The organism is Nocardia sp. bgisy118, assembly GCF_057708605.1.
Genome location: NZ_JBYISM010000003.1, coordinates 176,608 through 203,047 on the forward strand (window position 1 = coordinate 176,608; position 26,440 = coordinate 203,047).

Consider the following 26,440-nt stretch of genomic DNA (forward strand, 5'->3'; position numbering starts at 1 on the left):
GCCAGCAGGCGCGGCGGGCGGCCGGTTCGCCGGATCAGGCGACCCTGGTCATGGTGTAGTCGTCGCGGTTCAACTTGCGGGTGCGGCGGCGGTAACTGGACACGGTGCCCGGCCAGTTGTTGGTGATGCGGCCCGAGGCGGTGCGGTACCAGCTGGTGCAGAAGTTCCACGGGGTGCGGGTCAGCCGTCGCTGGAGCGCGTCATTGAATTCGCGCTCGAGTTCGTCGCGGACCTCGAGACAGTGGCCTGGCCGGTCGGCGAGCAGCCGCACGGCCTGCCGGATGTAGCGAGCCTGCGATTCGATCATGTAGATGATCGAGCCCGCGGCGAGGTTGGTGTTCGGCCCGTAGACCAGGAAGAGGTTCGGGAAATCGGGCACGGCGATGCCGAGGAAGGCGTGCGCGCCGTCGGCCCACGCGTCGGCGAGTTTGCGACCGCCGCGCCCGTAGATCCGCATCGGCCAGAGGAATTCGGTGCCTTTGAAGCCGGTGCCGTAGATGATCACGTCGGCCTCGTGCAGCCTGCCGTCCGCGGTGCGCACGCCCTCGGGGACGATCTCACTGATCGCGGTGGTCTCGACCGCGACGTTGGGCTGGGTGAGCGCGGGGTAGTAATCGTTGGAGAACAGCCCGCGCTTGCAGCCGATGGGGTAGTCGGGGGTGAGTTTGGCGCGCAGTTCCGGATCGGCGACCTGTTTCTGCAGGTGCTTTTCGGCGATGCGGCCGACCATCCGTGCGATCGCGGGGAATTCGACGAGACCCAGCGAGACGAATTCTCCCGCCGACCACCAGCCGAACCGCTCCACCAGCAGCGCGCCGGGCAGCTTCGCGAACAGCTTGTGCTGAATCGGTGAGTAGTCGGTGTCGAACTTGGGGATGACCCAGGCCGCGGTGCGCTGGAACAGCGTCAGGTGCTCGACCTTCGGCTGGATTTCGGGGATGAACTGGATGGCGCTGGCCCCGGTGCCGATGCAGAGGACGCGCTTTCCCGTCAGGTCCACGTCGTGGTCCCACTCGGCGGAATGAAAGGACGCGCCCGCGAAGGTGTCGAGGCCGGGAAGGTCCGGCAGCTTGGGCCGGGAGAGCTGGCCGACCGCGGAGATCAGCACATCGGCGGTCCGCGTCGTGCCATCGGTGGTCCGGACGGTCCATCGGCCGGTCTGCTCGTCGAATTCGGCGTCGGTCACGTCCGCGCCGAAGACGATGGCCTCCAGCAGCTCGTGTCGCCGCGCGACCCCGCGCAGGTAGTCGTGGATGGCGTCGCGGCCGGAGTAGCGCTGTGGCCAGTCCGGCTTCGGTTCGTAGGAGTAGGAGTAGAGCGGTGACGGCACGTCACAGGCCGCGCCGGGGTAGGTGTTCTCCCGCCACACCCCGCCGAGGTCGGCGGCCCGCTCCAGGATCGTGATGTCGCGGATACCGCTGCGTCGCAGCTCGATCGCGGTGCCGATGCCGCCGAAACCCGCGCCGATGATCAGAACCGATGGCCGGTCGCCAGCTGTCATGTGACACTCCTCACAACATCCGATGTCTCCACTCTAGAACCGGCCCGGTCGGGCGCATCGAGACTTTCGGCCATAATGTGGGCTGTGGAGCGGGTGCTGGCTACTGGAATCCGCGACTGGAACTTTCCGCGCGGGATCGCCAGCGTGGCCCTGATGGTGGGCTACGCGGGCGAGCACGAGGTGCCAGCGGCGCGCATGCTGGCCGGGACCGGACTGACCGACGCCATGCTGCGCGACCCCGACGCCCAGATCGACGCGCACACCGAGCTCGCGGTGATCCGCAATCTGGTGCGTGAGGTCGACGAGCCCGCGCTTGGTGTCGAGCTGGGCAGGCGATACCGGATCACCACCTTCGGCATCTTCGGCTTCGCGTGCGTCAGCAGCCCGACCCTCGGCGAGGCGATCTCCTTCGCGCTGCGGTTCCTCGATCTGAGTTTCGCCTTCTGCCTGCCGGCCGCGCACTGGGAGACGGGGGAGTTCGTCGCGCAGGTGCACGACGAGTCGGTGCCCGCCGACGTGCGCCAATTCCTCGTCGAACGCGACGTGACGGCCATGTACCAGGTGATGAGCGATCTGCTCGGACGGCCGGTGCCGCTGCTGCGCGCCGAATTCCGCTTCGCGGAACCGGAATACGCCGACCGGGTGACCGAGGTGCTCGGCGTCCGCCCGGCCTACGGCCGCGCGCACAATGTGTTCACCATCGATCCCGCGATGCTGGAACAGCCGCTGCCGCAGGCCAACGAACACACCTGGGCCATGTGTCTGGCCCAGTGCCGCCAGCTGGTGGATCGCCGCAGGGCCCGCACCGGCATCGCCGCGGAGGTGCGTGAGCTGCTGGTGCCGGGCGGCGCGGACGGTTTCGCCGCGCCGCTGGGTATCGACCTGGTGGCGCGCGAGCTGAACATGAGCACCAGGACGCTGCGCAGACATCTCGACGCGGCAGGCACCAGCTACCGCGCACTGCTGGACGAGGTGCGCCGCGCCCTCGCCGAGGAAATGCTCACCGCCACACCGCTTTCGGTGAGCGATGTGGCGATCCGCCTCGGCTACGCCGAGTCCTCGACCTTCATCTACGCCTTCAAGCGCTGGACCGGCGTGACACCGGCCGCGTACCGGCGCGAGCGAGTGGCGGTGCGCTGATCAGCCCGGCTGCCCGAGATAGCCGTCCATCGGGACCGTCCGGAAATGTGTTGTCAGGCTGCGGTTGTCGTCGATGATGTGCAGCGCGACGGCGGGGTCCGGCGCGTAATCCATCACGTGGTCCGGCAATTCGAGCTCCCATTCGCCGCCGAGCACCGAGGCCGTGCTCGGCGCGACCAGCAGCGGGCGACCGCCGAAGGTCGTCGTCGCCGCGGAGTGGGCGTGTCCGGTGAGCACGCCGAGGATGCGCTCGTCTGCGGCCACCAGGGCTGCCAGGCGCTCGGGGTCGGCGAGGGTGATGCCGTCGATGATCGGGCTGTGCAGGTGCACCGGCGGGTGGTGCATGGCGAGCAGGATGGGTCCGTCGGCGGGCGCGTCGGCCAGTACACCGTGCAGCCAGTCGTAGGTCTCCTCGCCGAGCGCGCCGCCCGCCTCGCCGGGAATGCTCGAATCCAGCAGGGCCACAGTCAATTCGCCGATCCGGTGCGCGTGATTGATCGGGGTGGTCGCGGCGGGCTCGCCGAGCAGCGCGGTGCGGAAGTGGGCGCGGTCGTCGTGATTGCCGGGGATGGGATAGACCGGAATGTCGGCGGTCAGCGCGACGCGGGCCTCGGCGTACTGTTCGGCCTTGCCGGAATCGGTGATGTCGCCGGTCACCAGGATGGCGTCGGGCTTGCGGCGTAGGTCGGCGAGAAAGGCCATCACTCGTTCGACGCGTTCGGCGTTACGAGAGCCGAGATCGAAGTGTGTATCGCTGACCTGTGCCACCAGGATCATCGGCGTTCGCTTTCTCTGAGGGATCGCTCCGTTGCGTCAGAGTGTGCCCACATTGTGTGCTCGGCACTTTCCCAGGCTAGATGACCTGCGCATTGTCCGTCTGCATGAGGCTCGCCACCGCGCGGGGCATGCTCGTTCGACAGTGACGACGGTCACATTCGCGGGTCGGCGGCGAGACGGGCCTAGGGGTGACGTTCGGTGGTGGCGTTCGACCAGAGCGTGCGCAGAGCGCGGAGAAACGCCTGGCGATCGGCGCGGGAAAGGGCGGCGAGCGTCTCGTCCTCTCGCTCGCGGATCTCCCGCTGGGCGCGGTCGCGGAGCGCCTTGCCTTCCTCGGTGAGCGAGACCAGGTTGACGCGCCGGTCGGTGGGGTCGGGTGCGCGTTCGATGAGACCGCGCCGTTGCAGGTCGTCCAGGACGCCGATGATGCGGGTCTTGTCCGCGCCGATGGCCTTGGCCAGTGCGGCCTGCGTGTACACCGGCTCCGATTCCAGGCCGAGCAGCACTCCGTAGGCCCACATGGTGAGCCCGTTGCGTTCCAGGACGGGCAGTTCGGCCGCGACGAGGGCGCGGCCGAGCGGCACGACCATCGCGGCGAGATCGGGTCGGTCGGGGTCTGGCATGTCTAGAAAATACTTCTTGGCAGATAGTATGCCTATGCTTACGATAAGCGCATGAGTATTGATTCCGAGAGAAAAGCGAACGAATCGAACGAGCGGCTGCGGGAACTGCACGCACGGGCCGTGCGGCTGAGCGCGGGGGTCGTCGCGCGCGTCGAAGCGGGCCAGCTGTCGGCCGAGACACCTTGTGCGGGATGGGATTTGCGCGCACTGCTGGCGCACATGGCCACTCAGGACCGGGGGTTCGCGGGCGCGGCGCGTGGATCCGAGGACCCCGGTGCTTGGGAGGTGCGGCCCGCGGTGGATCCGGTGGCCGATTACCTTGCCGCTGCGGACGACGTCGTCGCGGCCTTCGCCGAGCCCGACGTCTTCGAACGCACCGTGCTCCTGCCCGAGGTCTCCAGCCATCATCGGTTTCCCGCCGCGACCGTCATCGGGTTCCACCTCGTCGACAGCGTCGTGCACGCGTGGGACGTGGCGCGTTCGATCGGCGAGACCGTCGTGCCCGACCCGGAATTGGCGCTGATGGCGCTCGAGGTCGCGGCGGCGGTCCCGGACGGTCCGGAGCGTTCCGCGCCCGGCGCCGCGTTCGCCCCGGCGCTGGCGGCGGACGATGCGGCTTCGACCATGGACCGGGTGCTGCGGCAGCTCGGGCGCGCGCCCGAGTGGACGCCGGCTTCGTTGCGCGCGTAGGTCGTTCGTTCGAGCGGATCCGCGCGGTCGTTGCCGTAGTCGGCGCGTGAACGTCAGGAGACCGTGCCGAGGAGTTCGGTCGCGCGGTCGAGGAGCTCGGCGGAATCGGGCGGGGCGACCGGCGCCCAGAAATCCGCGCCCGGCGGGGCCGCCAGGTTCAGTTCGGGCGGGGTGCGCCAGGACGCGGCGAGGCCGAGCCGCCACGAATGCAGGTGGGCGCGCGGATAGGCGCCGGACTTGTCGAAGAGCGGGTCGCCGAGGATCGGGTGCCCGATCCAGGCCAGGTGCACCCGGATCTGGTGGCGACGGCCGGTCACCGGTCGCAGCGCGAGCACCGTGTGTCGCTCGGTGCGCAACACGGTCGCGAAGCGTGTCAGCGACGGATAGTTCTTGGTGTCGAGCAGATCGGCTTCGTTCACGAACCAGCGCCCGCCCTCGGTGCGGATGCTCTCGCGTGGCGCCGCGATCCGCACCCGGTTCTTCCGGCCCACGCTCAACGGCAGATCGATGACGCCGCGCTCGGGCAGCCCGGTGGAATCGACGATCGCCAGATACGCCTTGTCCGCGGTCTGCTTGTTGAACTGCCTGGTCAGCTGGCCGTGCGCGCCCAAGTCCTTGGCCAGCAGCACCAATCCGGACGTCACCTTGTCGATCCGGTGCACCGGATACAACGTCTCACCCGCCGCCGCGGCCAGCTCCACGATGTCGGTGTCGTGCCGCTCCCCGGTAACCGAAATCCCCGCGGGCTTGTTCAACGCGAGAACCGCCTCGTCCTCGGCGATCAGGCAGCTCTCCCGCAACTGCGCCCACTCGATACCCATCCGCACGACCTTACGGACGCACCGCGATCGCGCGCCGAGCCGCTCCCACAGTCGGTCCATACGCCGCACACAGGTGTCGGCCGTGTGCGAAGTACGGCTGGGAGTCAGGCGCGGCGCAGGGCGTGGGGGCGCAGCCGGTTGAAGCCACGGACTCGAACGCTGCGCAGGTGGCGCACGTCGAATTCGGGATCGCCGCCCAGTGCCGCCGCGGCGGAGTCGTCGATCAGGACCGTGCCGGGGCGGGCCACGCCGGTCAGGCGGGAGGCGATGTTGACCACCGAGCCGTACAGATCGCCGAAGCGTTGCAGCACCGGGCCGTAGGCGAGCGCGACTCGCAGGTCCGGCGTGCCGCCGACCATCATGGTCGACTCCTGGATGGCCAGCGCGATGCGCGCGGCGGCCTGGGCGGTCTCCGCCGCGAACATCACTTCGTCGCCGACGTGCTTGATCACCCAGCCGCCGTTCTCGGTGATGGCCGCGTTCGTCGTCGACTCGAACGCCTCCAGCAGCGTCGACAGCTCGTCCGGGTGCAGGTGCCTGGTCAACCGGGTGTAGCCGACCATGTCGGCGAAGCCCACCGCCAGCTCCCGCGTGGAGTCCTCGGCGGGGGCCTCGTTGTCGAAGGAGCGGGCGAGCGCGGCGGCCAGATGGCGGCGCCACGCGTAGGTCTGCAATTCCTCGAGCACCGAGACCGTCTCCTCGGTGGCGATCCTGGCGATCTCCGCCGCGTCCGCCCTGTTCTCGCGGGTGGCGGCGGCGACTTTGGTCGAGATCTCGGCGATGACGAGATCGGCTTGCCATTCCGCCAGCCGCGCCATGGACTGACCGAGCGTGCGCGCGGCCGCGGCCTGCTGGCGCAGATCGGAGGCGGCGACCACCTTCAGGCCGCGGAAGTGCTGGACCGCGTCGACGTCGGCGTCGGTGTAGTCGACGGCGTCCGCGGGATTCTCGGGGAAGCCGAGCGCGGTCCACAGCCGCCGGGAGATCGCGGGTGACACCCCCGACCGCTCGGCCACCTCGGCGCGGTTGTACCTGCGCTCGCCCGCGAGCAGATACGACTCCACGACCGACTGGACGAGCTCGGAGATCTCGGGCTTCGACATGATCGCCACATTACGGCCAGGGCGCACGCGAGCGGAGTCCGTCGATGCCCTGTTGGGGTACGTCACAGCATCGCGCGGGGCGGGTCGTGCCGGTGCTGCGAAGATCGCCGCGACGACGCTCGCCGGTGCGGCCGGACGACGTGCGACCGGGTCGGCGGCCGCGGCGACGGCGAATTCACTCGCGTACGACGCGCACCGTCCGCAGGCTGGAATCGGCGGCGTCCGGCACGTTCATGCCCTCCTCGTGACCGGACCGCAAGTACTCCGCCACCGCTTCGTTGAGCCGCTCGCCGGGCACCACCACCGGAATGCCCGGCGGGTACGGGGTGAGCTGCTCGGCCGCGATCCGTCCCGGCGCCCTGCCGATCGGGACGATCTCGACGTCACCGAAGAACGCCTCGCGCGGCAGCTCCACCGTCTCGAGCTGGAGCTCGTCGGGCGAGGGCAATCGGATCCGCGACGGCCGGGGGTCTTTCAGCTGGTCGCGCCATGCGGCGATGCCCTCGACCAGAGCGGCGACGGTGTCCTTGTCGTCGGCCATCGACACCGTCGCGAGAACACGGCGGTGATCGACCAGCCCCATGTCGATGCCGCGGTGTTCGCGCAGCCAGTCGGCGGCGTCGTAACCCGTCGATCCCGTCGCCGAGACGTCCATCAGCACCTGGAGTCGATCCAGATCGTGCGATGCCTCGAGGCCGAGCAGTTCGTCCGCCATCACGTCGATACCCGGTATCCGGGCCAGGTCGGCGCGGGCCTGGTCCGCGACGCGCAGCGCCGCGTCGAGCAACTCGCGCCCGTGCTGCACCATCTGCCTGCGCCAGCCGTCGAGCGCGGTGTAGACCAGCACGTTCGGGCTGGTGGTCATGAGCAGGTCGGCGCACGCGCTCAGCCGCGCCGGGTCGACCAGATCCCCTTGGAGGTGGAACACCGAGCCCTGCTCGAACCCCGCGCCCATCTTGTGCACGCTCACCACGCACAGGTCGGCACCCACATCCATGGCCCAGGTGGGCAGTTCGGGATGGAACGGCAGGTGGGCGCCCCACGCCTCGTCGACGATCAACGGCTTGCCGCGCTCGTGGCAGATGCCCGCGATCCCCGCGATATCGGCGCAGGTGCCGTACGGGCTCGGGCTGACGATCAACGCGCCCGCCGCGTCGGGATTGCGCTCCCATGCTTCGCGCACCTGTTGCGGTGAGGGCGGATGCGAGAAATGCCGCTCGGCGTCCCAGCGCGGGGTGATCCAGTGCGGCCTGACGCCGGCGAAGATCAGCCCGGCGACGATCGACTTGTGGCTGTCGCGGGCCACCAGCAAACCACCGCCCTGCCCGCCTGCCACCGCCATCATCGCGGCCTTCACCGACAGCGAGCTCCCGCACGTGGAGAAGAAGGCCTTCTCGGCGCCCACCGCGTCGGCCATCAGTTTCTCGGCCTCGGCCAGGTAGCCGCCTCGGGAAAGGCGGTCGTCGAGACCGGGTCCGACCAGCACATCGGAGCGGAACGCGTCCCGCCCGATCACGTCCAGCACGCGCTCGTCGACACCGCGACCCTGTCGATGACCCGGCGGAGTGAACCCGTACCGGCCCGAACGGTGATACGCGGCGAGTGCGTCCACCAGGGGAGCTCGTGAGTGGTCCATGGTCGGGAGCTACCCGCTGCCCAGTCGGCTAATCTCCGGCTGACCTGGGGGAGCGCGTGCCCCGACGGGGTATATGACCCCTCGTGCGCTGCTCGGCCTGCCGACGTTGGGCGCTGGTGGTGCCCAGCAATGGTCGCAGAGTCGGTGCGGTGGTCGGTGTCGCACACGTCCTCGCACCGCAGGCCGCGAAAAGGGGGCAGCGGACGTTGAGCGCAGGTGGCGCCCGACGACAGCGATCGGAGCTGCGACTGCCGTTCAGGCAGCGGCGCTGACTTCCTTGGTTTCTAAATATAAAGTGGCACAACATATTTCATGAGAATCTCGGCGCAGATTCGTGGTCGCCGACCTGCTCCTCGCGTTCGTCGCGGAGCGTCACGCCCGGCGTGCCGATGGCGGAAAGTCGACGTATGAGGGGACTTGACCCATGCGATAGGGTTGAAAAAATTGTGAGTTTTGCTAACTAGATGGCTTCTCGCGGAAGTCGCCGAGAGGATTCGCAGTGCCGGTCGTCAGCTTCGACAACACCGCGTTGGTTCTGATCGATCTCCAGCGCGGCGTGCTCGAGCGGCCGACGGTACGTCCCGTGCGCGACGTGCTGCGACAGAGCGTCCGCCTCGCCGAGGCATTCCGCGCCAACCGGTTGCCGGTCGTGGTGGTGCGCGTGGAGTGGTCCGAGGACAGCGGCGATCTGCCGCCCGCCGCCTGCGATCGGCCCGGCCCGGCCGCCGCCCCTCGCCCGCCCTTCGCGGAGATCCCGGCCGAGCTGGTCGACCTTGCCGACCTGTTCATCACCAAACGGCACTGGGGCGCGTTCACCGGCACCGAGCTCGATCTCCAGCTGCGCCGCCGCCGCATCGACCGGCTGGTGCTCGCGGGCATCGCCACCAGCATCGGCGTGGAGTCGACCGCGCGCTCGGCGTGGGAGCACAACTACGAGCTGGTGTTCGCCGAGGATGCGACCACCGACACCGACGAGGCCTCGCACCTGCATTCCTTCACGAAGATTTTCCCGCGCCTCGGGCGTGTCAGTTCGACCGAGCAGATTCTCACCGCACTGGGCGCCTGACCGGCCGTCCGGCCGCTGTGTCCAATTGGACACGGTCGCGGCGCCGAAAAAGACGCGTCGCAATCAACGGTAATTCGCTTGCGCTGTGCAAGACTCGTTCCGCCAGAGTTTCTTGCACTCCTCACACTCGGAGGACTGTCCATGACGAATTCTGTTGCGCCTCTCGAACTGCCCAAACCCTTGGTGATCACGTTGGGGAATCTGAAGGGCGGTGTCGGAAAAACAACTTCGGCCTTCTTCCTGGCCTCTTATTTCGCCAGAGTGCACGAGCTGCGGGTGCTGGTCATCGACGCGGACCCGCTCAGCCAGACGGGATATTCCTGGTATCGCAGGCTGCTCAAAGGGCAGGTCGCGGTGCCGTTCGAATTGATCGCCTTTCCGTCCCGGCACGTCGACGACTGCATCCACGACAATGCCCACAAATTCGACGTCGTCATCGTGGATGCCGGCGGCGAGTCGGCCGAGATATTCAAGGCGGCCATTCCGGTCAGTGACGAACTCTTGTTGCTGACCAGCGTGAGTCCCTCGGAGGTCAAGCGCGTCCCGAGTACCTATCAGGCCGCCGCGGAGGCCGCCGCCGGACACGACCGGGAAATCCGGGTGCGCGTGCTGATGACCAAGGTGCCGGTCACCATGAAGAACGGCGTGAACGTCTCCACCGAATACCGTACGCAGCGCGGCAATTTGGAAGACGCCGGATACGACGTGTTCGGCGCGTATCTGAGCGCGTGGAAGTGGTATCGCGAGGCCGCGGACGGTGAGGTCGGCGAGGGCGCCGAGAACCCGATCGCGGATCTCGGCGAATATCAGCAGGTCGGCGATGAATTGGTCGCCCCGTACCGACTAGCGGTGGAGGTGTCGGCCTGATGCCTCCGCAGCGTAGAAAAGGGTCCATCGGCGGGGCCGCGAATCCGTTGTCCGACAGCGCCGAACACACGCCGCCGGTCTCGCCGTTGCGAGACGCCGAATGGCGGTCCGAGCGGGCACGGCCGGTCACGGAGGAGTTCCCGCAGGGTACCGAGCCGTCCCGGCCGGCTGTCGCGGATCCGCAGCCACTCCGCCAGTCCGCGCCTGCACAGGTGGAGACGCAAGCGACGCGTTCGGCCGCGTCGGCCCCGGTCGAGGCACAAGCGACGCGGCCGGTCGCGCCGGCCCCGGCAGAGGCACGAGTGACGCCGCCGGTCGCGCCCGTCCCGGCGGGAGCGCAAGCGATGCCGCCGGGGACGCAGGCGGTGCGCCAGGTTGTCGCGAATCCGAGCCCGAGCGGGACGGAACAGCTGGCTGACGTGCTCACCATGCCGCTGCCCACGGCGGGCGAAGGTCCGCTGAACCGGCGCGAACAAGAGCAGCTCAGCGCGTGCGAGTCCTCGATCGACTCGCTGCGCATCGCGTTCTGGGCCGCGGGTCGCGCGTTGCAGATCGTCCGGGACGGCCGCCTCTATCGTGACAGCCACCCCACCTTCGACGACTATGTCGAGCAGCGCTGGGACATGCAGCGCTCCTACGCGCACAAGCTGATTCGCGCGTGGCCGCTGGCCGCCCGGCTGTACCCCGTCGCGCCGACGATCAACGAGGGGCAGGTGCGCGAACTGCTCCCGGTGGCCGCGGAACACGGCGAGGACGCGGCGGTGACCGTGTACACCACCGTCGCGGGCGGTCCCGGCGGCAAAGTCACGGCGGGCAAGCTGCGCGAGGCGATCGCGCTGCTGCCCGATCGCTACGACGAGGCCCTGGTGATCGCGCGGTTGCAGGCGTGGCTGCGCGGGGAACTGACCGCGGGCGGACATCGGCCCGCCGATTTGTTCTCCACCATGGAATCGCGGCTGGTCGCGCTGAGCAGGCGGGTCGTCAAGGGTTCCAGCGGCGATCCGGCCGCGGCCCGCGAATTCGCGGCTCGATTGCGCACGCTCGCCGAACAAATCGAGGAGCAGATTACCGCCTGACTTCCTCGCGAAAACGGCGCCCCGCTACGGAGAAATTCCGGGCGGGGCGCCGTCGTATTTTCGAAAAGTAGAATTCGTGGAATTTGGTTATTATTTTGTTATCATAAAATGTCGTGTTGGTGCTTGCGGCCTTTGTTCTCCGGCGCAAGATGGATTCTCGGATCCGCTGGACTGAACACCGTGATGTTTTTCGAATCGAATTCGAAGGTCTAGGTGACGTCCTGCCCGCCAGTAATTGCGGCGCCGCATGGCAGAGCCGAGAGCCTTCGATATGAGCATCGGAGGACCGCATCATGGCATCAACCGCTGAGGGTCGATATTCGCGCTTCCTACGTCGCGCGATTTTCTGGGGCCTGGCCGCCGCGGCGGCAATCGGCGCCCTGCTCGTGGGCGCCGGACAGGCTTCGGCCAAGCCGGTCGCAATTCCCGGCATCGGCGTTTTCGAAGTTCCGGACGCGATTCCGGTACCGCCCGCTTTCACCGAATTCGATTATCCCGATATTCGAGTACGCCCATCCCAGGTTGTCCCCGCTGTCATCGACGAGCCCGCTGCCGTCGACATGCCGGTCGTGGTGGACGTTCCGGCTGCTATCGATGTTCCGGCCGTCGTGAGCGTTCCGGCTGCTATCGATGTTCCGGCCGTCGTGAACGTTCCGGCCGCGGTCGATGTTGCGACCGCCGTGGAGATTCCGGCCGGGATGGATGTCTCGGCCGCCGTGAGTGTTCCGGTCGCCACGGATGTTTCAGCGGCTGTGGACCATCCGGCCGTCGTGGATCTTCCGGCGATCTTCGGTATTTCCCTTGTCGACATCGCGCGCATGACGCAGATGGCAGAGTCGTTGCTGCCGGTGACACATGCTCCCGCGATCGCGGGTCCCCCCGAGGTGGTGTACACGGCCCCGCTGGCGGTGATCGAATTCGCGGCGACTCCACCGGCTCCGCAGACCGCGGCGGCTCCGCAGGCTCCGGCGAGCACGACGCCGTCGACGCCCATCGATCTGCTGCGCGCCCATCTCCCGTTCCTGGCCGGACTGCTCGAACCGGTGCTGCCCGCACCGTTCGCGGTTCCCAAGCCTCCGGTCGTCGAGCATCCGTCTCCCGGCGCCATCGCGGTCGAGGCCGCGCGCGCCAAGATCGGCTCCGACTACAGCATGGGCGCGACGGGACCTGACGTCTTCGACTGCTCCGGTTTGGTGCAGTGGTCCTACGAGCAGGCGGGTGTGGACGTGCCGCGCACGAGCTACCAGCAGTTGTCCTCGGGTATGCCGATCTCCCAGGAGGAACTCGAGCCGGGTGATGTCGTGTCCTTCTACGGTGGCGGCCACTCCGGTCTGTACGCCGGGGACGGTCAGGTGATCCACGCCTCGACGTACGGTACGGGCGTCGTGATGTCGCCGATGTCCTCGATGCCCTACGCGGGCGCCCGCCGATACTGATGGTCGCCTGGTGGCTCGGCTTGTGGGCACTGCGGAGTTTGGACGCTCAGCCCGGCAGCAGCAAGCCGTCAGTAAACTCGGAATCGGGGCCTACCGTGTACGGAAGGCGGACGGACAATGGAGTGGCTGCTGGTTTTGATCGTGGTCGTGGCCGTGGCGATCTTGCTGCTCATGCGTGGGCGAGAGGGCAAGCAGCGGACGCAGACCGAGCTGGCCGACGCGCTCGCCGACGCCCGTCAGGTGAACGAGCGGCTCGCGGGTCAGATCTACCACCTGAGCGCCAGCAACGATGCGGCGAAACAAGCCCTCGTGGACGCCTCGGAGCGGTACGCCGCCGCGGGGTCACAGCTCGACCAGGCCGCCACGCCCGCCCAGGCCCGGCTGGCGAAACAGACTGCGCTAGAAGGTCTCTACTACATCCGCGCCGCACGTTCCGCGATGGGCATGGATCCGGGCCCCTCGATCCCCGAGCTCGACGGCCAGGCCGTGTCCGGACGAGTGAGCGAGGATCGGGTGATCGCCTTCGAGGGCAGAGAGATCGCCGCGTCACCCAACCCGTCCTCGGCCACGCCGAACTACTATCCCGGCGGACGCGTCGCCGGACGGCCGGTGCCCGCGGGCTGGTATTCCGAACCCTGGTGGAAGCCGGCGCTCATCGGCGGCGCGTGGGGGCTCGGCTCCGCGCTCTTGTTCACCTCGCTGTTCGCGGGAATGTCGGGCGTGGGGTACGGAGCGCAAGGGTTCGAGAGTGGTTACGGCGAGGGATATCAGGACGGAGTCGCGGCGGGCGAGGGTGACGCGGGCGGCGACTGGGGTTCGGATACCGCTCCGTACGACGGCGGTGGCTACGACGGTGGTTACGACGGGGGCGGCTACGGCGGTGGCTACGACGGCGGCGGTTACGACGGCGGTGGGGGCTTCGATGGGGGAGGTTTCGACGGCGGGTTCTGAGCGCGGAGCCCGGCGTGCGGGTGGGCCGATCACCACCCGACATCCGCACGATCGGCACGATGCTGTCCCTGAGCGCCTCACCCGGTAGACTGCGACAGTCCCACCAAACCGGCCTTCGTAGCTCAGGGGATAGAGCACCGCTCTCCTAAAGCGGGTGTCGCAGGTTCGAATCCTGCCGAGGGCACTTCATTCGCTCGGCGAGCCGTGCTCGCGGGGTGCGTTTGCCGGGGGCTCATTTCGTCTGTTTTGTGGGGGTGCAACCCCCACGCCCCGCCCGGCGGGCTTCGCCCCCGTACCCCCTTGTGTTGGTCGGGTTTGGTTCTATTTGAGCAGCTGCGTTGGGTTTGGGTTTCCGAGGGTTTCTCGAAACGGTGCTGGGGGCGGTGGTTCGTTGGGAGACGCTGTTCCACAGGTGAACCTTGCGATGCACGGGTGCCTATGGATCGGGGTGGCGGGCGATGGTGCGGGGCGGGCGATGCAGGTGGGGGTGCGGAGGGGCTTCGGTGCGTTGGGGGTGTTGGGTTCGGTAATCCGCAGTACGCTGCTGGGCGTCTCGGGGGCGGCGTTCAATTGAGGCGGCGGGTGGGTTCGCGGGGTCGCTGACGGAGGGTGATGCGCATGGTGAATCGCAGGGGGTTCTTCGGGTTCGGGCTGGGGGTTGCGGCGTTGCCGGTGGTCGGTGTTGCGCGGGCGGAGCCGGGTGGGGAAGCGTGGTCGGTGGGGCGGCGGGGGTGTTGATCGATGTGGGGCGCAAGCACTTCGGGATGCCGTGGTTGCGGCGGTTCGTCGCGTATATGGCGAATCTCGGGCTCAACGAGTTGCACTTCCACTTCTCCGAGAACGAGTCCGTTCGGATCGTGAGTGATCGATATCCGGAGATCAACGGTGGTGTGCAGTATTCGAAGGCCGAGATCGGCGAGTTCATGCGGTTTGCGGCGGGGCGGGGAGTCGCGGTGATTCCGGATTTCGATATGCCCGGTCATATGGGTGCGGCGTTGCGGCCGCATCCGGAGTTTCAGCTGCGCAACAGGTTCGGCGTGCCGCTGGCCAGCGCGCTCGACATCACCGGCGAGGCCGCGTTGAGATACGCGGAGGGGCTGGTCGAGGAGTATGCGGAGGTGTTCGCGGAGGCGACGCGGTGGGGGATGGGGTTCGACGAGTTTCTCGGCGTTGTCTCGATCGAGCAGTTGTATTCGAATCTGGACGACCGGGCGCGGGAGTTGTTCGGTCCCGACGCCACTCAGCACGATTTGACCACCAGCGTCGCGAATCGATTCGGGCGCAAGCTGAAATCCCTTGGTTTCGACGTGAGCGTGTGGAATGACGGCATGCTGAAAAGTAATGTAGTGCAGTTGGATTCGGATATCGACGTCCACTATTGGACGCACTGGTCACCCGGGCACGCACGTGTGCGGCAGTTCGTCGACGCCGGGCACCGGCTGGTGAATTTCAACGACCGGCAGCTCTACTACGCGCTCGGCAACACGCTGATCTACCCGTACCCGACAGCTCGCAGTATTCTCGAAAGTCGTTGGACCCCAGGAGAATTCAGTCCAATGCTACCGGTTTCGCAGCCCAGTCCGATCCCGCCCGCACTGGCCGGGCGACAGACGATCGAAGGTCCGCCCTATCCGGACTACCTGGAAGGCGCGGTGTTCTCCATCTGGTGCGACAACCCGACGGTGCAGACCGAGGACGAGGTCTTCCTCGGCGTGAAAGAGCCGCTCGCGGCATTCGCGCTGCGCTGCAAGGACCCGCACTACGACGGAACCGTGGCGGATGTCCGAGCTGTCGCCGATAAAGCCAGCGCTCACCTGCCGTAACCGCCACCGGCTTTGCTAGCGGTTGCAGCGAGTCGACGTACTCCACGGAACGGAGCGCAACCAACTGCAAAGGCTTCGCGCCCGCCATATAGGCACCGCCCATATGGCGGGTATCGAATGTCTGGTGAGCCTGCGCGCGGGCGGGCAGCTGTGGACTCTCGCGTTCGAAGGCGCGGAACGGTCGGAGGTGAAGCGGAGTGGGCCGCTCGCGGTGGCCTACCGCGCCCGAACTCCGTCGCGAGCTCCGGCCAACAACTCCGTGACCCGCGCTCCCATGGCGCGTCCGGCGGAGCGTAGTGGTTCTGCCGTTCGCAGCGTGCGGCTCAGGACGAACGCCCCCTCCAGTGCGCTGAGGATCGCCAGGATCAGATCGCGGGCCGCGGTGGGTTCGACGCCGCGGCGGACGAAGTAGTCCGTTCCTTGCTCGACCCAATCTCCGATGACCTCCGCCGCGACCTCGCGCAGGGCGGGCTCGCTGTCCGCGATCTCGCCTGCGACGGTGCAGACGGGGCACATGTTGATCCAGCCGGTCTGCTCGATCTGTTCGGCGGCGGCGGCGAAGGCCGCTGGCACCGCCGCGCGGAGGTCGTCGTGCGGATCCATGAGCAGGGGGAGTAGCTGGATGTAGGCGGCGCCGGAGGTGCGCAGGGCGGCGGCGGCGATCTGCGGCTTGCCCGCGGGGAAGTGGTGGTAGAGCGAGCCCATCGGCGCGCCCGCCGCCACGGTGACCTGTTTGACGCTGGTGCCGCTGTAGCCCCGGGTGCGCAGGAGTTCCGCCATGGCCGTGACGAGGCGATCGCGGGTACTTGTTGACATTTTCTCGGTCACCGTTCCAGACTAGAGCAAACACTCTAGAGCGAACGCTCGAATGGAGGAATTCGATGCCGATCGTCGACCTTCCCGCTGGTCAGGTGCACTATGTCGAACGTGGCGATGGGCCGCCGGTGGTGCTGCTGCACGGCTTGTTGATGAATCACACGGTGTGGGACACGGTGCTCGACCGGTTGCCCGCGGGTTTCCGGTACGTGCTGCCCGATCTGCCGCTCGGCGCGCATCCGATCCCGCTGAAACCGGGCGTCGACCTGAGCCTGCGCGGGCTGAATCAGCTCATCGCGGACTTTCTCGCCGCGCTCGATCTGCGCGATGTCACCCTGGTGCACAGCGACTGGGGCGGCGGGCTGTTCCTCACCGCCTACGGCCTCGACGAGCGCGTCGGCAGGCTGGTCGTGCTGCCGTGCGAGGCCTTCGACAACTTTCCGCCCGGCCTGCCCGGCAAGATGGCCGTGGTCGCGACCGCGATGCCGGGCGGGATATCGCTGGCGCTGCGGCAATTACGCGTGCGGTGGCTGCGCTCCTCGCCGCTGTTGTTCGGGTGGATGGCGCGCAGGCCGCTACCCGACGACCTGGTGCGCGGCTGGACCGAACCCGGCTTGCGCGACGAACTCATCCGCCGCGACCTGCTCGCCTACACCAAGTCCGGTTTCCCGAAAGCCGAGCTCATCGCCAACACCGAAGCGCTGCGCCGCTTCTCGGGTGACGCGCTGATCCTGTGGTCGGCCGCGGGCAAGGTGATGCCGCGCGAGCACGGCCGCAGGCTGGCCGAGTTGATCCCACGCGCCCGCCTGATCGAGATCGAGGACGCCTACGTGCTGTCCATGCTCGATCGACCCGACGCGGTCGGCGCGGCCATCTCGGAGTTTCTGACCGGCGACCGAGCGCAGCGGTAGCACCCCGATCCGGCCGCGGGTCGTAACCGCGAATTCGCGGCGGGATCGACCACACTGGGCTCGTGGCCGCCCACCCGCCCGACGCCGAGCCGGGTCCCGAGGCATCGGAGCCCACCGGCTCCGAGGTCGGGGCGCGCGAGGAGCAGCCCCAGGTCACCGACCGCAGGCGAATGCCACCGTGGTTGCCGAGGGCGCTGGTGCTGGCCTTCCTGCTGCTCGGCGCGTTCCAGCTGCTCGACTGGGCGGCGCACCGGCTGATCGGGTTGTTCGTCGTGCTGTTCGTGGCGTTCTTCGTCTCGCTGGCGATGGAACCGGCGGTGGACAGCCTGGCCGCGCGCGGCATGTCCCGCGGGCTCGGCACCGCGGTGGTCTTCGTGCTGGTGTTCTTGTTCGCCGCCGGCTTCGTCGTGGCGCTCGGCACGCTGCTGGTGGAGACCGTCCACGACCTGGTGATCGAACTGCCGCGGCTGGTGAACGACTCGGTCGACTGGGTGAATCGCACCTTCCACCAGGACTTCACCCTCGATCAACTGCGCGGCCAGCTGACCGAGGACACCGACACGCTCACGGGATACGCCGAGCACGCCGCGGGCCACGTGTGGGGTCTGTCCGCCACGATCGTCGGCGGACTGGCCAAGGTGCTGCTCATCGCGCTGTTCAGTATTTATCTCACCGCGGGCGGGCCGAAGCTGCGGCACTCGCTGTGCTCGCTGCTGCCGCCTGCCAAGCAGGACGCGGTGCTGCACGCCTGGGATCTCGCCATCCAGAAAACCGGCGGCTACCTCTACTCCCGCGCGCTGCTCGCGGTGATCTCCGCGGTCGCGCACGGCATCTTCCTCGCGGTGCTCGGCGTGCCCAACGCCATCGCCATGGGGGTCTGGTTCGGCGTGGTCGCCTCGTTCGTGCCGACCGTCGGAACGTATCTGGCAGGGGCGCTGCCGGTGCTGGTCGCGCTCACGATCCGGCCGCTGGACGCGGTCTGGGTGATTCTGTTCGTCATCGTCTACCAGCAGCTACAGGACTACGTCCTGCAACCGAAGCTGACCGCGCGCACCGTGGACGTCAATCCGGCCGTCGCGCTGCTCGCCGTGCTGGCGGGCGGTGCGTTGCTCGGAGCGGTGGGTGCGCTGCTCGCCATCCCGGCCATCGCCACGGTGCAGTCGTTCGTGAGCCTGTACCTGAAACGCTATGAGGTGACCGAGGATCCGCGCATCGACCGGGCGCAGGCCAAGCGGGCGCGCCGTGCGGGGACCGATCCCACCTCCTGACAGTGTGAGGCCCGATCGCGGTGGCGCGCAACGAGTCCGGCTCCGATCGGCGTGCGGATCGACCGCACTGGCGCGCACCGAGGCCGGGCTGCCCGACCGCACGAAGCCCAGCCGCGGCGCCGCGCACCGCGGCCGGGCTTCGCGGACGCTCAGGAGAGCGTGGTGACAGTCAGGTCGCCGTCGGCGTACTGGGCGCGCAGGCGCTTCTTGTCGAACTTGCCGACGCTGGTCTTGGGCACCTCGGCGATGAACGTCCACCGCTCGGGCAGCTGCCACTTGGCGAACTTGTCGGCGAGGAAGTCGCGCAGGTCCTCGGCCTTGGCCTCGGTGCCCTCCTTCAGCACGATCGCCACCAGCGGCCGCTCGTCCCACTTCTCGTCGGGCACGCCGATGACGGCGGCCTCGGCGACCGACGGGTGACCCATGACGGCGTTCTCCAGGTCCACCGAGGAGATCCACTCACCGCCGGACTTGATGACGTCCTTGGAGCGGTCGACCAGGGTGAGGTAGCCGTTGGGGCTGATCTTGCCGACGTCGCCGGTGCGCAGCCAGCCGTCGTCGAACTTGTCCGGGTCGATGACCGCGCCGTCGGGGGAGTAGTAGGAGCCGGTGATCCACGGACCGCGAACCTCCAGCTCGCCCAGCGATTCTCCGTCGTTGGGCACCACGCTGCCGTCGTCGCCGACCAGCCGCGCCTGCACGCTGGCGGGGAAACGGCCCTGGGTGTAGCGGTATTCCCATTCCTCCTCGCCGGTGACGCCGGTGGGCGGGTGCGCGACGCTGCCCAGCGGCGAGGTCTCGGTCATGCCCCAGGCGTGCAGGATGCGCACGCCGTGCTGCTCCTGGAAGGCGCGCATCATCGAGGGCGGCACCGCCGAACCGCCGACGACCGCGGTGCGCAGGTGCGAGATGTCCTGCGGCTTGGCCGCCAGACCCGCGAGCACGCCGCCCCAGATGGTCGGCACGGCCGCGGCGAAGGTCGGCTGCTGGTCGGCCATCATCTCCAGCAGCGGTCCCGGCTGGAGGAAGCGGTCGGGCATCAGCACATTCGCGCCCGACATCAGCGCGGCGTAGGGCAGGCCCCAGGCGTTGGCGTGGAACAGCGGCACGATGGCCAGCACGTTGTCGGACCCGGTGAAGCCCATGCCCATCGGCGAGCAGACCTGCATGGCGTGCAGCCAGTTGGAGCGGTGCGAGTACACCACGCCCTTCGGGTCGCCGGTGGTGCCCGAGGTGTAACACATTGCCGCGGCGGACTGTTCGTCGATCACCGGGAAATCGAAGGTGTCCGGCTGGGCGGCGAGCAGCTCGGTGTAGGAGTGCACCTGCACGCCCTCGGGGGCCTGCAACGCGGACGCGTCGCCGTTGGCGACGATGACGTGGCGCACCGTCTTCAGGTTCGGCAGGTACTGGGCGAACATCGGCACCAGGGTGCCGTCCACGATGACCACCTGGTCCTCGGCGTGATTGGCCACGTAGACCAGCTGCTCGGGGAAGAGGCGGATGTTGAGCGCGTGCAGCACCGCGCCCATGGCGGGCACGGCGATGTAGGCGACCATGTGCTCGTTGTTGTTCCACATGAAGGTGCCGACCCGGTCGCCGACGCCGATGCCGAACCCGCGCAGCGCATTCGCCAGTCGAGCCGACTCGGCGCCCAGTTCGCGGTAGGTCATGGTCCGCACGCCGGTGCCGGTCCAGGTGGAGACCGTGCTGTCGCCCTGGAAGGTCGCGGCGTACTTCAAGAGCGTCGCCAGCGAGAGCGGCTCGTCCTGCATGGTGCTCAACATCGGTAACTCCTTCATCCTCAGTGGCCGGCATGAGCCACGTCACAGCGGCGATGCTACCGAAAGGTAGTCACACCGCGACCGGCCAGAACCCAAATCGAAAACGGGGGCGTCCGCCCTCAGTTTCCCCAGGTCAGCGCGGCAACCGAAAAGCTAAAGCTGTCAATGGTTGTGGGCCGGATATGCGTGCACCAGGGCGGTGTCCAGCTTCGGTACGGCATGCGTGAGGGTGTGCTCGGCCTCGTGCGCGAGGCGGTGCGCGTCGGCCAGTGTGATGGTCGGCACAACATCGATCTCGACGTCCGCGTGCAGCCGGTGCCCGATCCAGCGCATGCGCAGACTGCGCACCCCCTCGACACCGGGCTCGGCCGCGAGCGCCCGCTCCGCGTCCGCCACCAGAGCCGGTTCGACCCCGTCCATCAGCCGGTGGAAGACATCGCGCGCCGCGGTGCGCAACACGGCCAGAATGGCCAGCGTGATCACCAGGCCGATGATCGGATCGGCCTGCGGGAAGCCCATCGCCACCCCGGCCGCGCCGAGCAGCACGGCGAGCGAGGTGAATCCGTCGGTGCGCGCGTGCAATCCGTCGGCGACCAGCGCCGCCGACCCGATGCGCCGCCCGACCCGGATTCGGTAGAGCGCCACGATCTCGTTGCCGAGGAAGCCGATCAGCCCGGCCAGCGCGACCCAGCCCAGGTGATCGATCGGCACCGGATGGATGAGTCTGCGCACCGCCTCGTACCCCGCGATCAGCGCCGAGAGCGCGATCATCGCGACGACGAAGAGCCCGGCGAGATCCTCGGCCCGGCCGAAACCGTAGGTGTAGCGACGCGTGGCCGCCCGGCGGCCGAGCGCGAACGCGATCCACAGCGGGACCGCGGTGAGCGCGTCGGAGAAGTTGTGGATGGTGTCGGCGGCCAGCGCCACCGATCCGGAGATCACGACGACGAGAACCTGGAGCGCGGCGGTGAGGCCGAGCACCGCGAGGCTGATCTTGACGGCTCGGATGCCGACCGCGCTGGCCTCGAGCGCGTCATCGATGCTGTCGGCGGCGTCGTGGCTGTGCGGAGCGAAGATCTCACGGAGGATGCCGCGCAGGCCGCCCGGGTGGTCGTGGTCGTGCGTATGCCCGTGCCCGTGCCCGTGCGCGTGGTCGTGCCCGTGGTCGTTCTCGTGGTTGTGGTCGTTCCCGTGGTTGTGGTTGTGGTTGTACGTATGCCCGTGGTCGTACGTATGCCCGTGGTCGTGGGTGTGTCCGTGGTCGTTCTCGGGCTCTCGATCGGAGCCGCGGCCGATCAGGTCGGGGGATGAATGCCGGTGTCCCCCCGGTCGTTTCGTATGGCTCACGGCGTCGCTCGATTCCGCTCCGGCAGTTCGAGCACCGCGCCCGCGCCGCGGTGGTGCGCCGGGATGCCCGGTCCGGCGTGCTCGGCGTTGTAGACCGCGTCCACCACCAGCTGGCGGACGTGCTCGTTCTCCAGGCTGTAGAAGATCGTGGTGCCCGCCCTGCGCGTGCGCACCAGACGCGCCATGCGCAGCTTGGCCAGATGCTGGGAGACCGACGGTGCGGGTTTGCCCGCCTGTCCGGCCAGATCGTTCACCGACAGTTCGCGATCCACCAGCGCCCACAGGATCTGCACCCGGGTCGGGTCGGCCAGCATGCGGAAGACCTCGACGACCAGCCGGACTTGGTCCTCGGCGATCGGAGGCCGCAGTGGCTGACTATCTGCATTCATACGCAGATAATAGAACATGGGAACGGCGGTGGGTATGGCTGCGGTGTGGCCGGAAATGTGGATTAGGTGACCGCTGATGCCTCGGTGGTTGCCGCCGCCGACCTTAGTCTCGAAGCATGTCAACGCCGTCCATCATCATCATCGGAGCCGGATTCGCGGGGCTCGGCATGGCGCTCGAGCTGCGGCGCGCCGGGCTGGCGAACTTCACCATCCTGGAGCGGGCCGCCGATCTCGGTGGGGTCTGGCGAGAGAACACCTATCCCGGCGCCGCGTGCGATGTGCCCTCACCGCTGTACTCGTGGTCCTACGAGCCCAAATCCGATTGGCCGCGGCGCTTTTCCGAGCAGCGCGACATCCACGACTACATGCGCGGAGTCGCCGACAAGCACGACCTGGTCCGCTACATCCGCTTCGGCACCGAGGTCACCGACGCCGAATTCGACGAGCGCACCGGGCGCTGGCGGATCGGCATCGCCGATGGAACGGAGTTGAGCGCGGACATTCTGATCCCCGCGGTCGGCCAGCTGTCCCGGCCCGCGCTGCCGAACCTGCCCGGCATCGACACCTTCACCGGAGCCGCCTTCCACTCCGCCGAGTGGAATCACGAGATCGACCTGACCGGCAAGCGGGTGGCCTGTATCGGCACCGGAGCCAGTGCGATCCAGTACATTCCGCGCATCCAGCCGAAGGTCGCGCACCTCACGCTGTTCCAGCGTTCGGCGGCCTGGGTGCTGCCCAAGCCCGACGTGGAGTACAGCGCGCTGCATCACGCGCTGTTCAAGCACTTTCCGCCGAGCCGGTGGGCCGAGCGGTTCGCGATCTGGTCGTTCTTCGAGGCGCTCGCGCTCGCGCTGACCGACATCCCGGCCATCAAGACTCCGGTGATCGCGCTGGCCGACCGGCATCGCGAAAAGCAGGTGCCCGACCCGGAATTGCGCGCGAAGCTGACCCCCGACTACGCCGCGGGGTGCAAGCGCGGCCTGTTCTCCAACGAGTACTTTCCCGCGCTCGCCCAGCCGAACGTCACCGTGGAGACGATGGCGATCGAGGCCGTCACGCCGACCGGCATCCGCACCGTCGACGGCGTCGAGCATCCGGTCGACGTGATCGTCTACGGCACGGGTTTCAAGGGCACCGAATTCCTCGCCCCGATGAACATCTACGGTGTCGGCGGCCGCAAGCTCGCCGATGTGTGGGGCGACGCGGGAGCTCGCGCCTACCTCGGCCTCTCGGTTCCGCACTTCCCGAATCTGTTCATGATGTACGGCCCCAACACCAATGTCGGCTCGGGATCGATCATCTACATGCTCGAATCCCAGGCCCGCTACATCCGGCAGGTGGTGGAGTACCTGACCGAGCGCCCCGGCCGCTACCTCGCCGCCCGCGCGAAGGTCGAACAGGACTGGGACGACTGGCTACAGCGCAGGCTGAAGGACACTCCGTGGAACTTCTGCTCCAGCTGGTACCGCAACGCGGCGGGCCGCATCACCAACAACTGGCCCGGCGCCACGGTCCTCTACCGCTGGAAGACAAGGACTTTCGACCCGTCCGATTACGACGTGGCCCGCGCCGCCGACTGACACACGACTCGCCCCCGTCCGGTCGGCCCCTGCACCGACCGGACGGAGGCGAGTCGTCGGCCGTGATCAGCAGTTGCGCAGCTCCGGGCTCTGGTTGAGCAGCTGAGCCCTGGTGCCGATGAAGGTGGTGTAGGTCTCTCCGCCGACCGCTGCCACCGGGAAGGCCGCCACCCGGTGGCAGTTCTGGAAGGCGAGCTTCACGCCGAAGTGCCGCTCCAAGCCGCCGCGGATCGCGTCCGAGGCGAGTGCGCGCAGCAGCTGGCCGCGGGCCACCTCGTCCGGCGGCGGCACCACGTTGTCGGCGAATTCGGCGGTGCCCGAATTCAATTCACCGACCACCCGGCTCACGACTTCCCAGGCGTAGGGCAGCGAGTTCCGGACGCATTCGACGAAATCGGCGTCGTCGATCTCGCCGCGTTCGGCGCGTTCCAACAGGGCGGCAGGTACGTCGAGGGACATGGCGCTCTCCTCCGTGAGATGGGGTGGATGGCGTGCGATGCCCCCGAAGTCTAATCGAAAGTGGTTGTCAACAATCCTGGATTCGTCGCGAAAGTGCCGACTCCAGAGCGGTTTTCGTCGCGGCGGCCAGCTCGGCGACCAGTTCGCGAGCCGGTAGCTCGGGCGTCAGCGCCTGGGTTTGGCCAGCCCACAGGTTCACTTCCTCCGGGTTGCCCGCGGCTCGCGCGGCGGCCCGCAATGGCGCTGTCGCGTAGTGGATTTCCGGGTACGCGGCGGGCGCTGTCGCGCTGTGCTCGGCCATGAACTCGTTGCGCAGGCCGCGGGCGCGGCGTCCGGTGAAGGCGCGGGTGAGCATGGTGGGCGCTTCGCTCGGCACGGCCGCGCGGTGCACCGGGTTGGTGCCTGCCTCCGGGCAGCGCAGGAACGCGGTGCCCAACTGCGCGGCGGACGCGCCCGCCGCGAGCGCGGCGGCGATGCCCGCGCCGGTGGCGATCCCACCCGCGGCGACGATCGGCCGGTCGACCGCGGCGGTGAGCAGTTGCAGCAGGGCGAGCAGGCCGAGCGGATCGACCGCGTCGTCGGCGACGCGATCGACGAAGGTGGCGCGATGGCCGCCCGCTTCGGCGCCCTGGGCGATCAGCATGTCGGCGCCCGCGGCCACCGCGATCTCGGCCTCCGCGACCGAGGTGACGGTCACCCAGACTTCGGTGCCCACCGCGTGCAGCCGGTTCACCTCGGCGGCGGTGGGACAGCCGAAGGTGGTGGTGACGACCGCGACCGGCGTCTCGACGAGCAGATCGAGCTTGGCGTCCCAGTCGTCGGTGTCGTGCTCGGCCGCGCCGAGCTGATGTCCGGCGCCGAGCTCGGTGAGGTAGTCCGTGTAGTCGGCGGGCGGGGTCGGCGGTCCCGGAGCGAAGAGGTTCACGCCGAGCGGCGCGTCGGTGAGTGCCCGGGTCGCGGCGATTCGGCCGGCGGTGTCGGCCGCGCTCAGGTAACCGGCGGCCAGGACGCCCAGTCCGCCCGCCTCGGCGACCGCGGCGGTCAGCTCTGGAGTGGAGGGGCCGCCCGCCATGGGAGCGAGCACGATCGGGACGCGCAATTCATCGATGATCACGGCCCAAGTCTCGCCCATCGAGACCAGTTATCCAGCTCTCACCTGCGATTTCACAATCGAAGGTTGCGAAATGGTCACGACGGGGTAGAGTTCCCGTCACAACGGATGCCGAAACGTTACAAAGTTCGGCCACCGGGAAATTCGAACCCTCGGACATCGCGGGATTCGGCCGGACCGGTAGCAACGCTCGCGACGCAGCGGCCTTCGTTCACCAATGTAGTCGGACGCTAGGACGAAGCTTTGTCGCAGCACCGGGTAGGCCCCAGTTCCATTACTGTCGAGAGCCTCATGGGCGATGGCGTGGCGGGTCGGCCGACGCGGCACCGCGCCGAGTCGTCCCAGGCCGAGCGGGTCCGGGCGGCCGCGGGCGCGGCTGTCGCCGCAGGCGCCCTGATCGGCGGCGTCGCCCAGATCGCTCCGGCCATCGCCAACGCCTCGCCGCTGGCGCCCTCGCGCGACGCCGACCACAACGCGGACGAGATCACCTTCCGGGGCACCGCCGACATCCAGAACGTCGCGGCGGCCAAGCAGGTCGCGGCGCCGGTCGCCGAGGCCGCCCCCGCGCCGCAGGCCGCCCCCGTGGCCGCGCCGGTCGCCGCCCCCTTCGGCTTCAACAACCTGCCGCCCGAGATCGCGGGCCCGCTGGCCCAGGTCGAGGACATCCTCAAGGGCGTGCACCAGCAGGTTGCCCCCGCCCCCGCGGTGCGCCCGGTCGCAGGCGCGATCAGCTCCGGATACGGCAGCCGCTGGGGCGAGTTCCACTACGGCATCGACTTCGCCGATCAGCTCGGCGCGCCGATCCACTCCGTCAGCAACGGCACCGTGATCGAGGCGGGCCCCGCGTCCGGCTTCGGCCTGTGGGTGCGGGTGCTGCAGGACGACGGCACGACCGCCGTCTACGGCCATGTCAACGACATGTTCGTGAGCGAGGGCCAGCGGGTTCGCGCGGGCGACGTGATCGCCTCCGTCGGCAACCGCGGCCAGTCCACCGGCCCGCACCTGCACCTGGAGATCTGGGACCAGAACGGCGCCAAGATCGACCCGATGCCGTATCTCGCGGCCAAGGGCGTCCCGATGCACTGGGGCCCGTCCGCGCACTGATCCCGTTGCCCGGCTTGAAGTTTCCCCTTCACGCGACGGATTGCCTTCCGGCAGTGCCGGTTGGGCGTACCTTGGCATTCGCTCCAGCCATGCGCACGCTCTCGGCGGACATGCGTCCGACTGCGACCGTAAGGCGTACCACTGCCTGCACTTCGGCCATG

General features: G+C 68.4%; 24 protein-coding genes and 1 tRNA gene. 13 read left to right on the forward strand and 12 right to left on the reverse strand.

Going from position 1 to position 26,440, the window contains the following annotated elements:
- Window positions 1–34 precede the first annotated feature (34 nt).
- The gene (locus AC3EO7_RS05025) at window positions 35–1,501 is read right to left on the reverse strand and encodes a flavin-containing monooxygenase (RefSeq protein WP_435590557.1); all 1,467 of its coding nucleotides are present in this window, start codon (window positions 1,499–1,501) and stop codon (window positions 35–37) included.
- Window positions 1,502–1,576: 75 nt separating this feature from the next.
- On the opposite strand from AC3EO7_RS05025, the gene AC3EO7_RS05030 reads away from it, so the two are divergent.
- The gene (locus tag AC3EO7_RS05030) at window positions 1,577–2,641 is read left to right on the forward strand and encodes an AraC family transcriptional regulator (protein ID WP_431963888.1); all 1,065 of its coding nucleotides are present in this window, start codon (window positions 1,577–1,579) and stop codon (window positions 2,639–2,641) included.
- On the opposite strand, the gene AC3EO7_RS05035 is transcribed toward AC3EO7_RS05030, so the two are convergent.
- The gene (locus AC3EO7_RS05035; RefSeq protein ID WP_431963890.1) at window positions 2,642–3,418 is read right to left on the reverse strand and encodes a metallophosphoesterase; all 777 of its coding nucleotides are present in this window, start codon (window positions 3,416–3,418) and stop codon (window positions 2,642–2,644) included.
- Between the two features lie 182 nt (window positions 3,419–3,600).
- Window positions 3,601–4,041 carry a MarR family winged helix-turn-helix transcriptional regulator gene (locus tag AC3EO7_RS05040; protein ID WP_431963892.1) on the reverse strand — a complete coding sequence of 147 codons (441 nt, stop codon included), beginning with the start codon at window positions 4,039–4,041 and terminating at the stop codon, window positions 3,601–3,603.
- Window positions 4,042–4,092: 51 nt separating this feature from the next.
- Here AC3EO7_RS05040 and AC3EO7_RS05045 point away from each other — a divergent pair, with 51 nt between their 5' ends.
- A complete protein-coding gene (locus AC3EO7_RS05045; protein ID WP_431963894.1) occupies window positions 4,093–4,731 on the forward strand; it encodes a TIGR03086 family metal-binding protein in 639 nt (212 codons plus the stop codon).
- Window positions 4,732–4,784: 53 nt separating this feature from the next.
- Here the strand turns inward: AC3EO7_RS05045 and AC3EO7_RS05050 are convergent, their stop codons facing one another.
- The 3 genes from AC3EO7_RS05050 to AC3EO7_RS05060 all read right to left on the reverse strand — a co-directional run bounded on the left by AC3EO7_RS05050 (window position 4,785) and on the right by AC3EO7_RS05060 (window position 8,291).
- Window positions 4,785–5,552: an RluA family pseudouridine synthase gene (locus tag AC3EO7_RS05050; protein ID WP_431963896.1), complete on the reverse strand. Its 768-nt coding sequence runs from the start codon at window positions 5,550–5,552 to the stop codon at window positions 4,785–4,787.
- A 104-nt stretch (window positions 5,553–5,656) separates the two neighbouring features.
- Window positions 5,657–6,658, reverse strand: a complete 1,002-nt coding sequence (locus AC3EO7_RS05055) for an adenylate/guanylate cyclase domain-containing protein (protein WP_431964525.1) — start codon at window positions 6,656–6,658, stop codon at window positions 5,657–5,659.
- Between the two features lie 172 nt (window positions 6,659–6,830).
- Window positions 6,831–8,291, reverse strand: coding sequence for an aminotransferase class I/II-fold pyridoxal phosphate-dependent enzyme (locus AC3EO7_RS05060; RefSeq protein WP_435590558.1), 1,461 nt, complete (start codon window positions 8,289–8,291; stop codon window positions 6,831–6,833).
- A 499-nt stretch (window positions 8,292–8,790) separates the two neighbouring features.
- Here AC3EO7_RS05060 and AC3EO7_RS05065 point away from each other — a divergent pair, with 499 nt between their 5' ends.
- The 7 genes from AC3EO7_RS05065 to AC3EO7_RS05095 all read left to right on the forward strand — a co-directional run bounded on the left by AC3EO7_RS05065 (window position 8,791) and on the right by AC3EO7_RS05095 (window position 15,510).
- Window positions 8,791–9,357, forward strand: coding sequence for an isochorismatase family protein (locus tag AC3EO7_RS05065; protein ID WP_431963900.1), 567 nt, complete (start codon window positions 8,791–8,793; stop codon window positions 9,355–9,357).
- Between the two features lie 141 nt (window positions 9,358–9,498).
- On the forward strand, window positions 9,499–10,224 hold the full coding sequence (locus tag AC3EO7_RS05070) for a ParA family protein (protein ID WP_431963902.1): 726 nt from the start codon (window positions 9,499–9,501) through the stop codon (window positions 10,222–10,224).
- 344 nt (window positions 10,225–10,568) lie between these two features.
- On the forward strand, window positions 10,569–11,300 hold the full coding sequence (locus tag AC3EO7_RS05075; protein ID WP_431963904.1) for a hypothetical protein: 732 nt from the start codon (window positions 10,569–10,571) through the stop codon (window positions 11,298–11,300).
- Between the two features lie 293 nt (window positions 11,301–11,593).
- Window positions 11,594–12,736 carry a C40 family peptidase gene (locus AC3EO7_RS05080; RefSeq protein WP_431963906.1) on the forward strand — a complete coding sequence of 381 codons (1,143 nt, stop codon included), beginning with the start codon at window positions 11,594–11,596 and terminating at the stop codon, window positions 12,734–12,736.
- Between the two features lie 117 nt (window positions 12,737–12,853).
- A complete protein-coding gene (locus AC3EO7_RS05085) occupies window positions 12,854–13,687 on the forward strand; it encodes a DUF1542 domain-containing protein (protein ID WP_431963908.1) in 834 nt (277 codons plus the stop codon).
- Between the two features lie 111 nt (window positions 13,688–13,798).
- Window positions 13,799–13,871: transfer RNA gene (locus AC3EO7_RS05090), tRNA-Arg, on the forward strand.
- Window positions 13,872–14,397: 526 nt separating this feature from the next.
- On the forward strand, window positions 14,398–15,510 hold the full coding sequence (locus AC3EO7_RS05095) for a family 20 glycosylhydrolase (RefSeq protein WP_435590559.1): 1,113 nt from the start codon (window positions 14,398–14,400) through the stop codon (window positions 15,508–15,510).
- A 216-nt stretch (window positions 15,511–15,726) separates the two neighbouring features.
- Here AC3EO7_RS05095 and AC3EO7_RS05100 read toward each other — a convergent pair whose 3' ends face one another.
- Window positions 15,727–16,326, reverse strand: a complete 600-nt coding sequence (locus AC3EO7_RS05100) for a TetR/AcrR family transcriptional regulator (protein WP_435590560.1) — start codon at window positions 16,324–16,326, stop codon at window positions 15,727–15,729.
- Window positions 16,327–16,391: 65 nt separating this feature from the next.
- Between AC3EO7_RS05100 and AC3EO7_RS05105 the strand changes: the two genes are divergently transcribed.
- Window positions 16,392–17,237, forward strand: coding sequence for an alpha/beta fold hydrolase (locus AC3EO7_RS05105; protein WP_435590561.1), 846 nt, complete (start codon window positions 16,392–16,394; stop codon window positions 17,235–17,237).
- A 62-nt stretch (window positions 17,238–17,299) separates the two neighbouring features.
- On the forward strand, window positions 17,300–18,505 hold the full coding sequence (locus tag AC3EO7_RS05110) for an AI-2E family transporter (protein ID WP_435590562.1): 1,206 nt from the start codon (window positions 17,300–17,302) through the stop codon (window positions 18,503–18,505).
- Window positions 18,506–18,654: 149 nt separating this feature from the next.
- On the opposite strand, the gene AC3EO7_RS05115 is transcribed toward AC3EO7_RS05110, so the two are convergent.
- The 3 genes from AC3EO7_RS05115 to AC3EO7_RS05125 form a co-directional block, all read right to left on the reverse strand.
- The gene (locus tag AC3EO7_RS05115) at window positions 18,655–20,292 is read right to left on the reverse strand and encodes a long-chain fatty acid--CoA ligase (protein ID WP_431963920.1); all 1,638 of its coding nucleotides are present in this window, start codon (window positions 20,290–20,292) and stop codon (window positions 18,655–18,657) included.
- 159 nt (window positions 20,293–20,451) lie between these two features.
- A complete protein-coding gene (locus tag AC3EO7_RS05120; RefSeq protein WP_435590619.1) occupies window positions 20,452–21,387 on the reverse strand; it encodes a cation diffusion facilitator family transporter in 936 nt (311 codons plus the stop codon).
- Window positions 21,388–21,632: 245 nt separating this feature from the next.
- A complete protein-coding gene (locus AC3EO7_RS05125; protein WP_431963924.1) occupies window positions 21,633–22,025 on the reverse strand; it encodes an ArsR/SmtB family transcription factor in 393 nt (130 codons plus the stop codon).
- Window positions 22,026–22,141: 116 nt separating this feature from the next.
- Between AC3EO7_RS05125 and AC3EO7_RS05130 the strand changes: the two genes are divergently transcribed.
- Window positions 22,142–23,605 carry a flavin-containing monooxygenase gene (locus AC3EO7_RS05130; RefSeq protein WP_435590563.1) on the forward strand — a complete coding sequence of 488 codons (1,464 nt, stop codon included), beginning with the start codon at window positions 22,142–22,144 and terminating at the stop codon, window positions 23,603–23,605.
- Window positions 23,606–23,671: 66 nt separating this feature from the next.
- Here AC3EO7_RS05130 and AC3EO7_RS05135 read toward each other — a convergent pair whose 3' ends face one another.
- Together AC3EO7_RS05135 and AC3EO7_RS05140 are read right to left on the reverse strand one after the other, a co-directional pair.
- A complete protein-coding gene (locus AC3EO7_RS05135; protein WP_431963929.1) occupies window positions 23,672–24,064 on the reverse strand; it encodes an SCO5389 family protein in 393 nt (130 codons plus the stop codon).
- 67 nt (window positions 24,065–24,131) lie between these two features.
- Window positions 24,132–25,178 carry a nitronate monooxygenase gene (locus AC3EO7_RS05140; RefSeq protein ID WP_431963931.1) on the reverse strand — a complete coding sequence of 349 codons (1,047 nt, stop codon included), beginning with the start codon at window positions 25,176–25,178 and terminating at the stop codon, window positions 24,132–24,134.
- Window positions 25,179–25,466: 288 nt separating this feature from the next.
- Here AC3EO7_RS05140 and AC3EO7_RS05145 point away from each other — a divergent pair, with 288 nt between their 5' ends.
- The gene (locus AC3EO7_RS05145) at window positions 25,467–26,279 is read left to right on the forward strand and encodes a M23 family metallopeptidase (RefSeq protein WP_435590564.1); all 813 of its coding nucleotides are present in this window, start codon (window positions 25,467–25,469) and stop codon (window positions 26,277–26,279) included.
- Window positions 26,280–26,440: the final 161 nt, after the last annotated feature.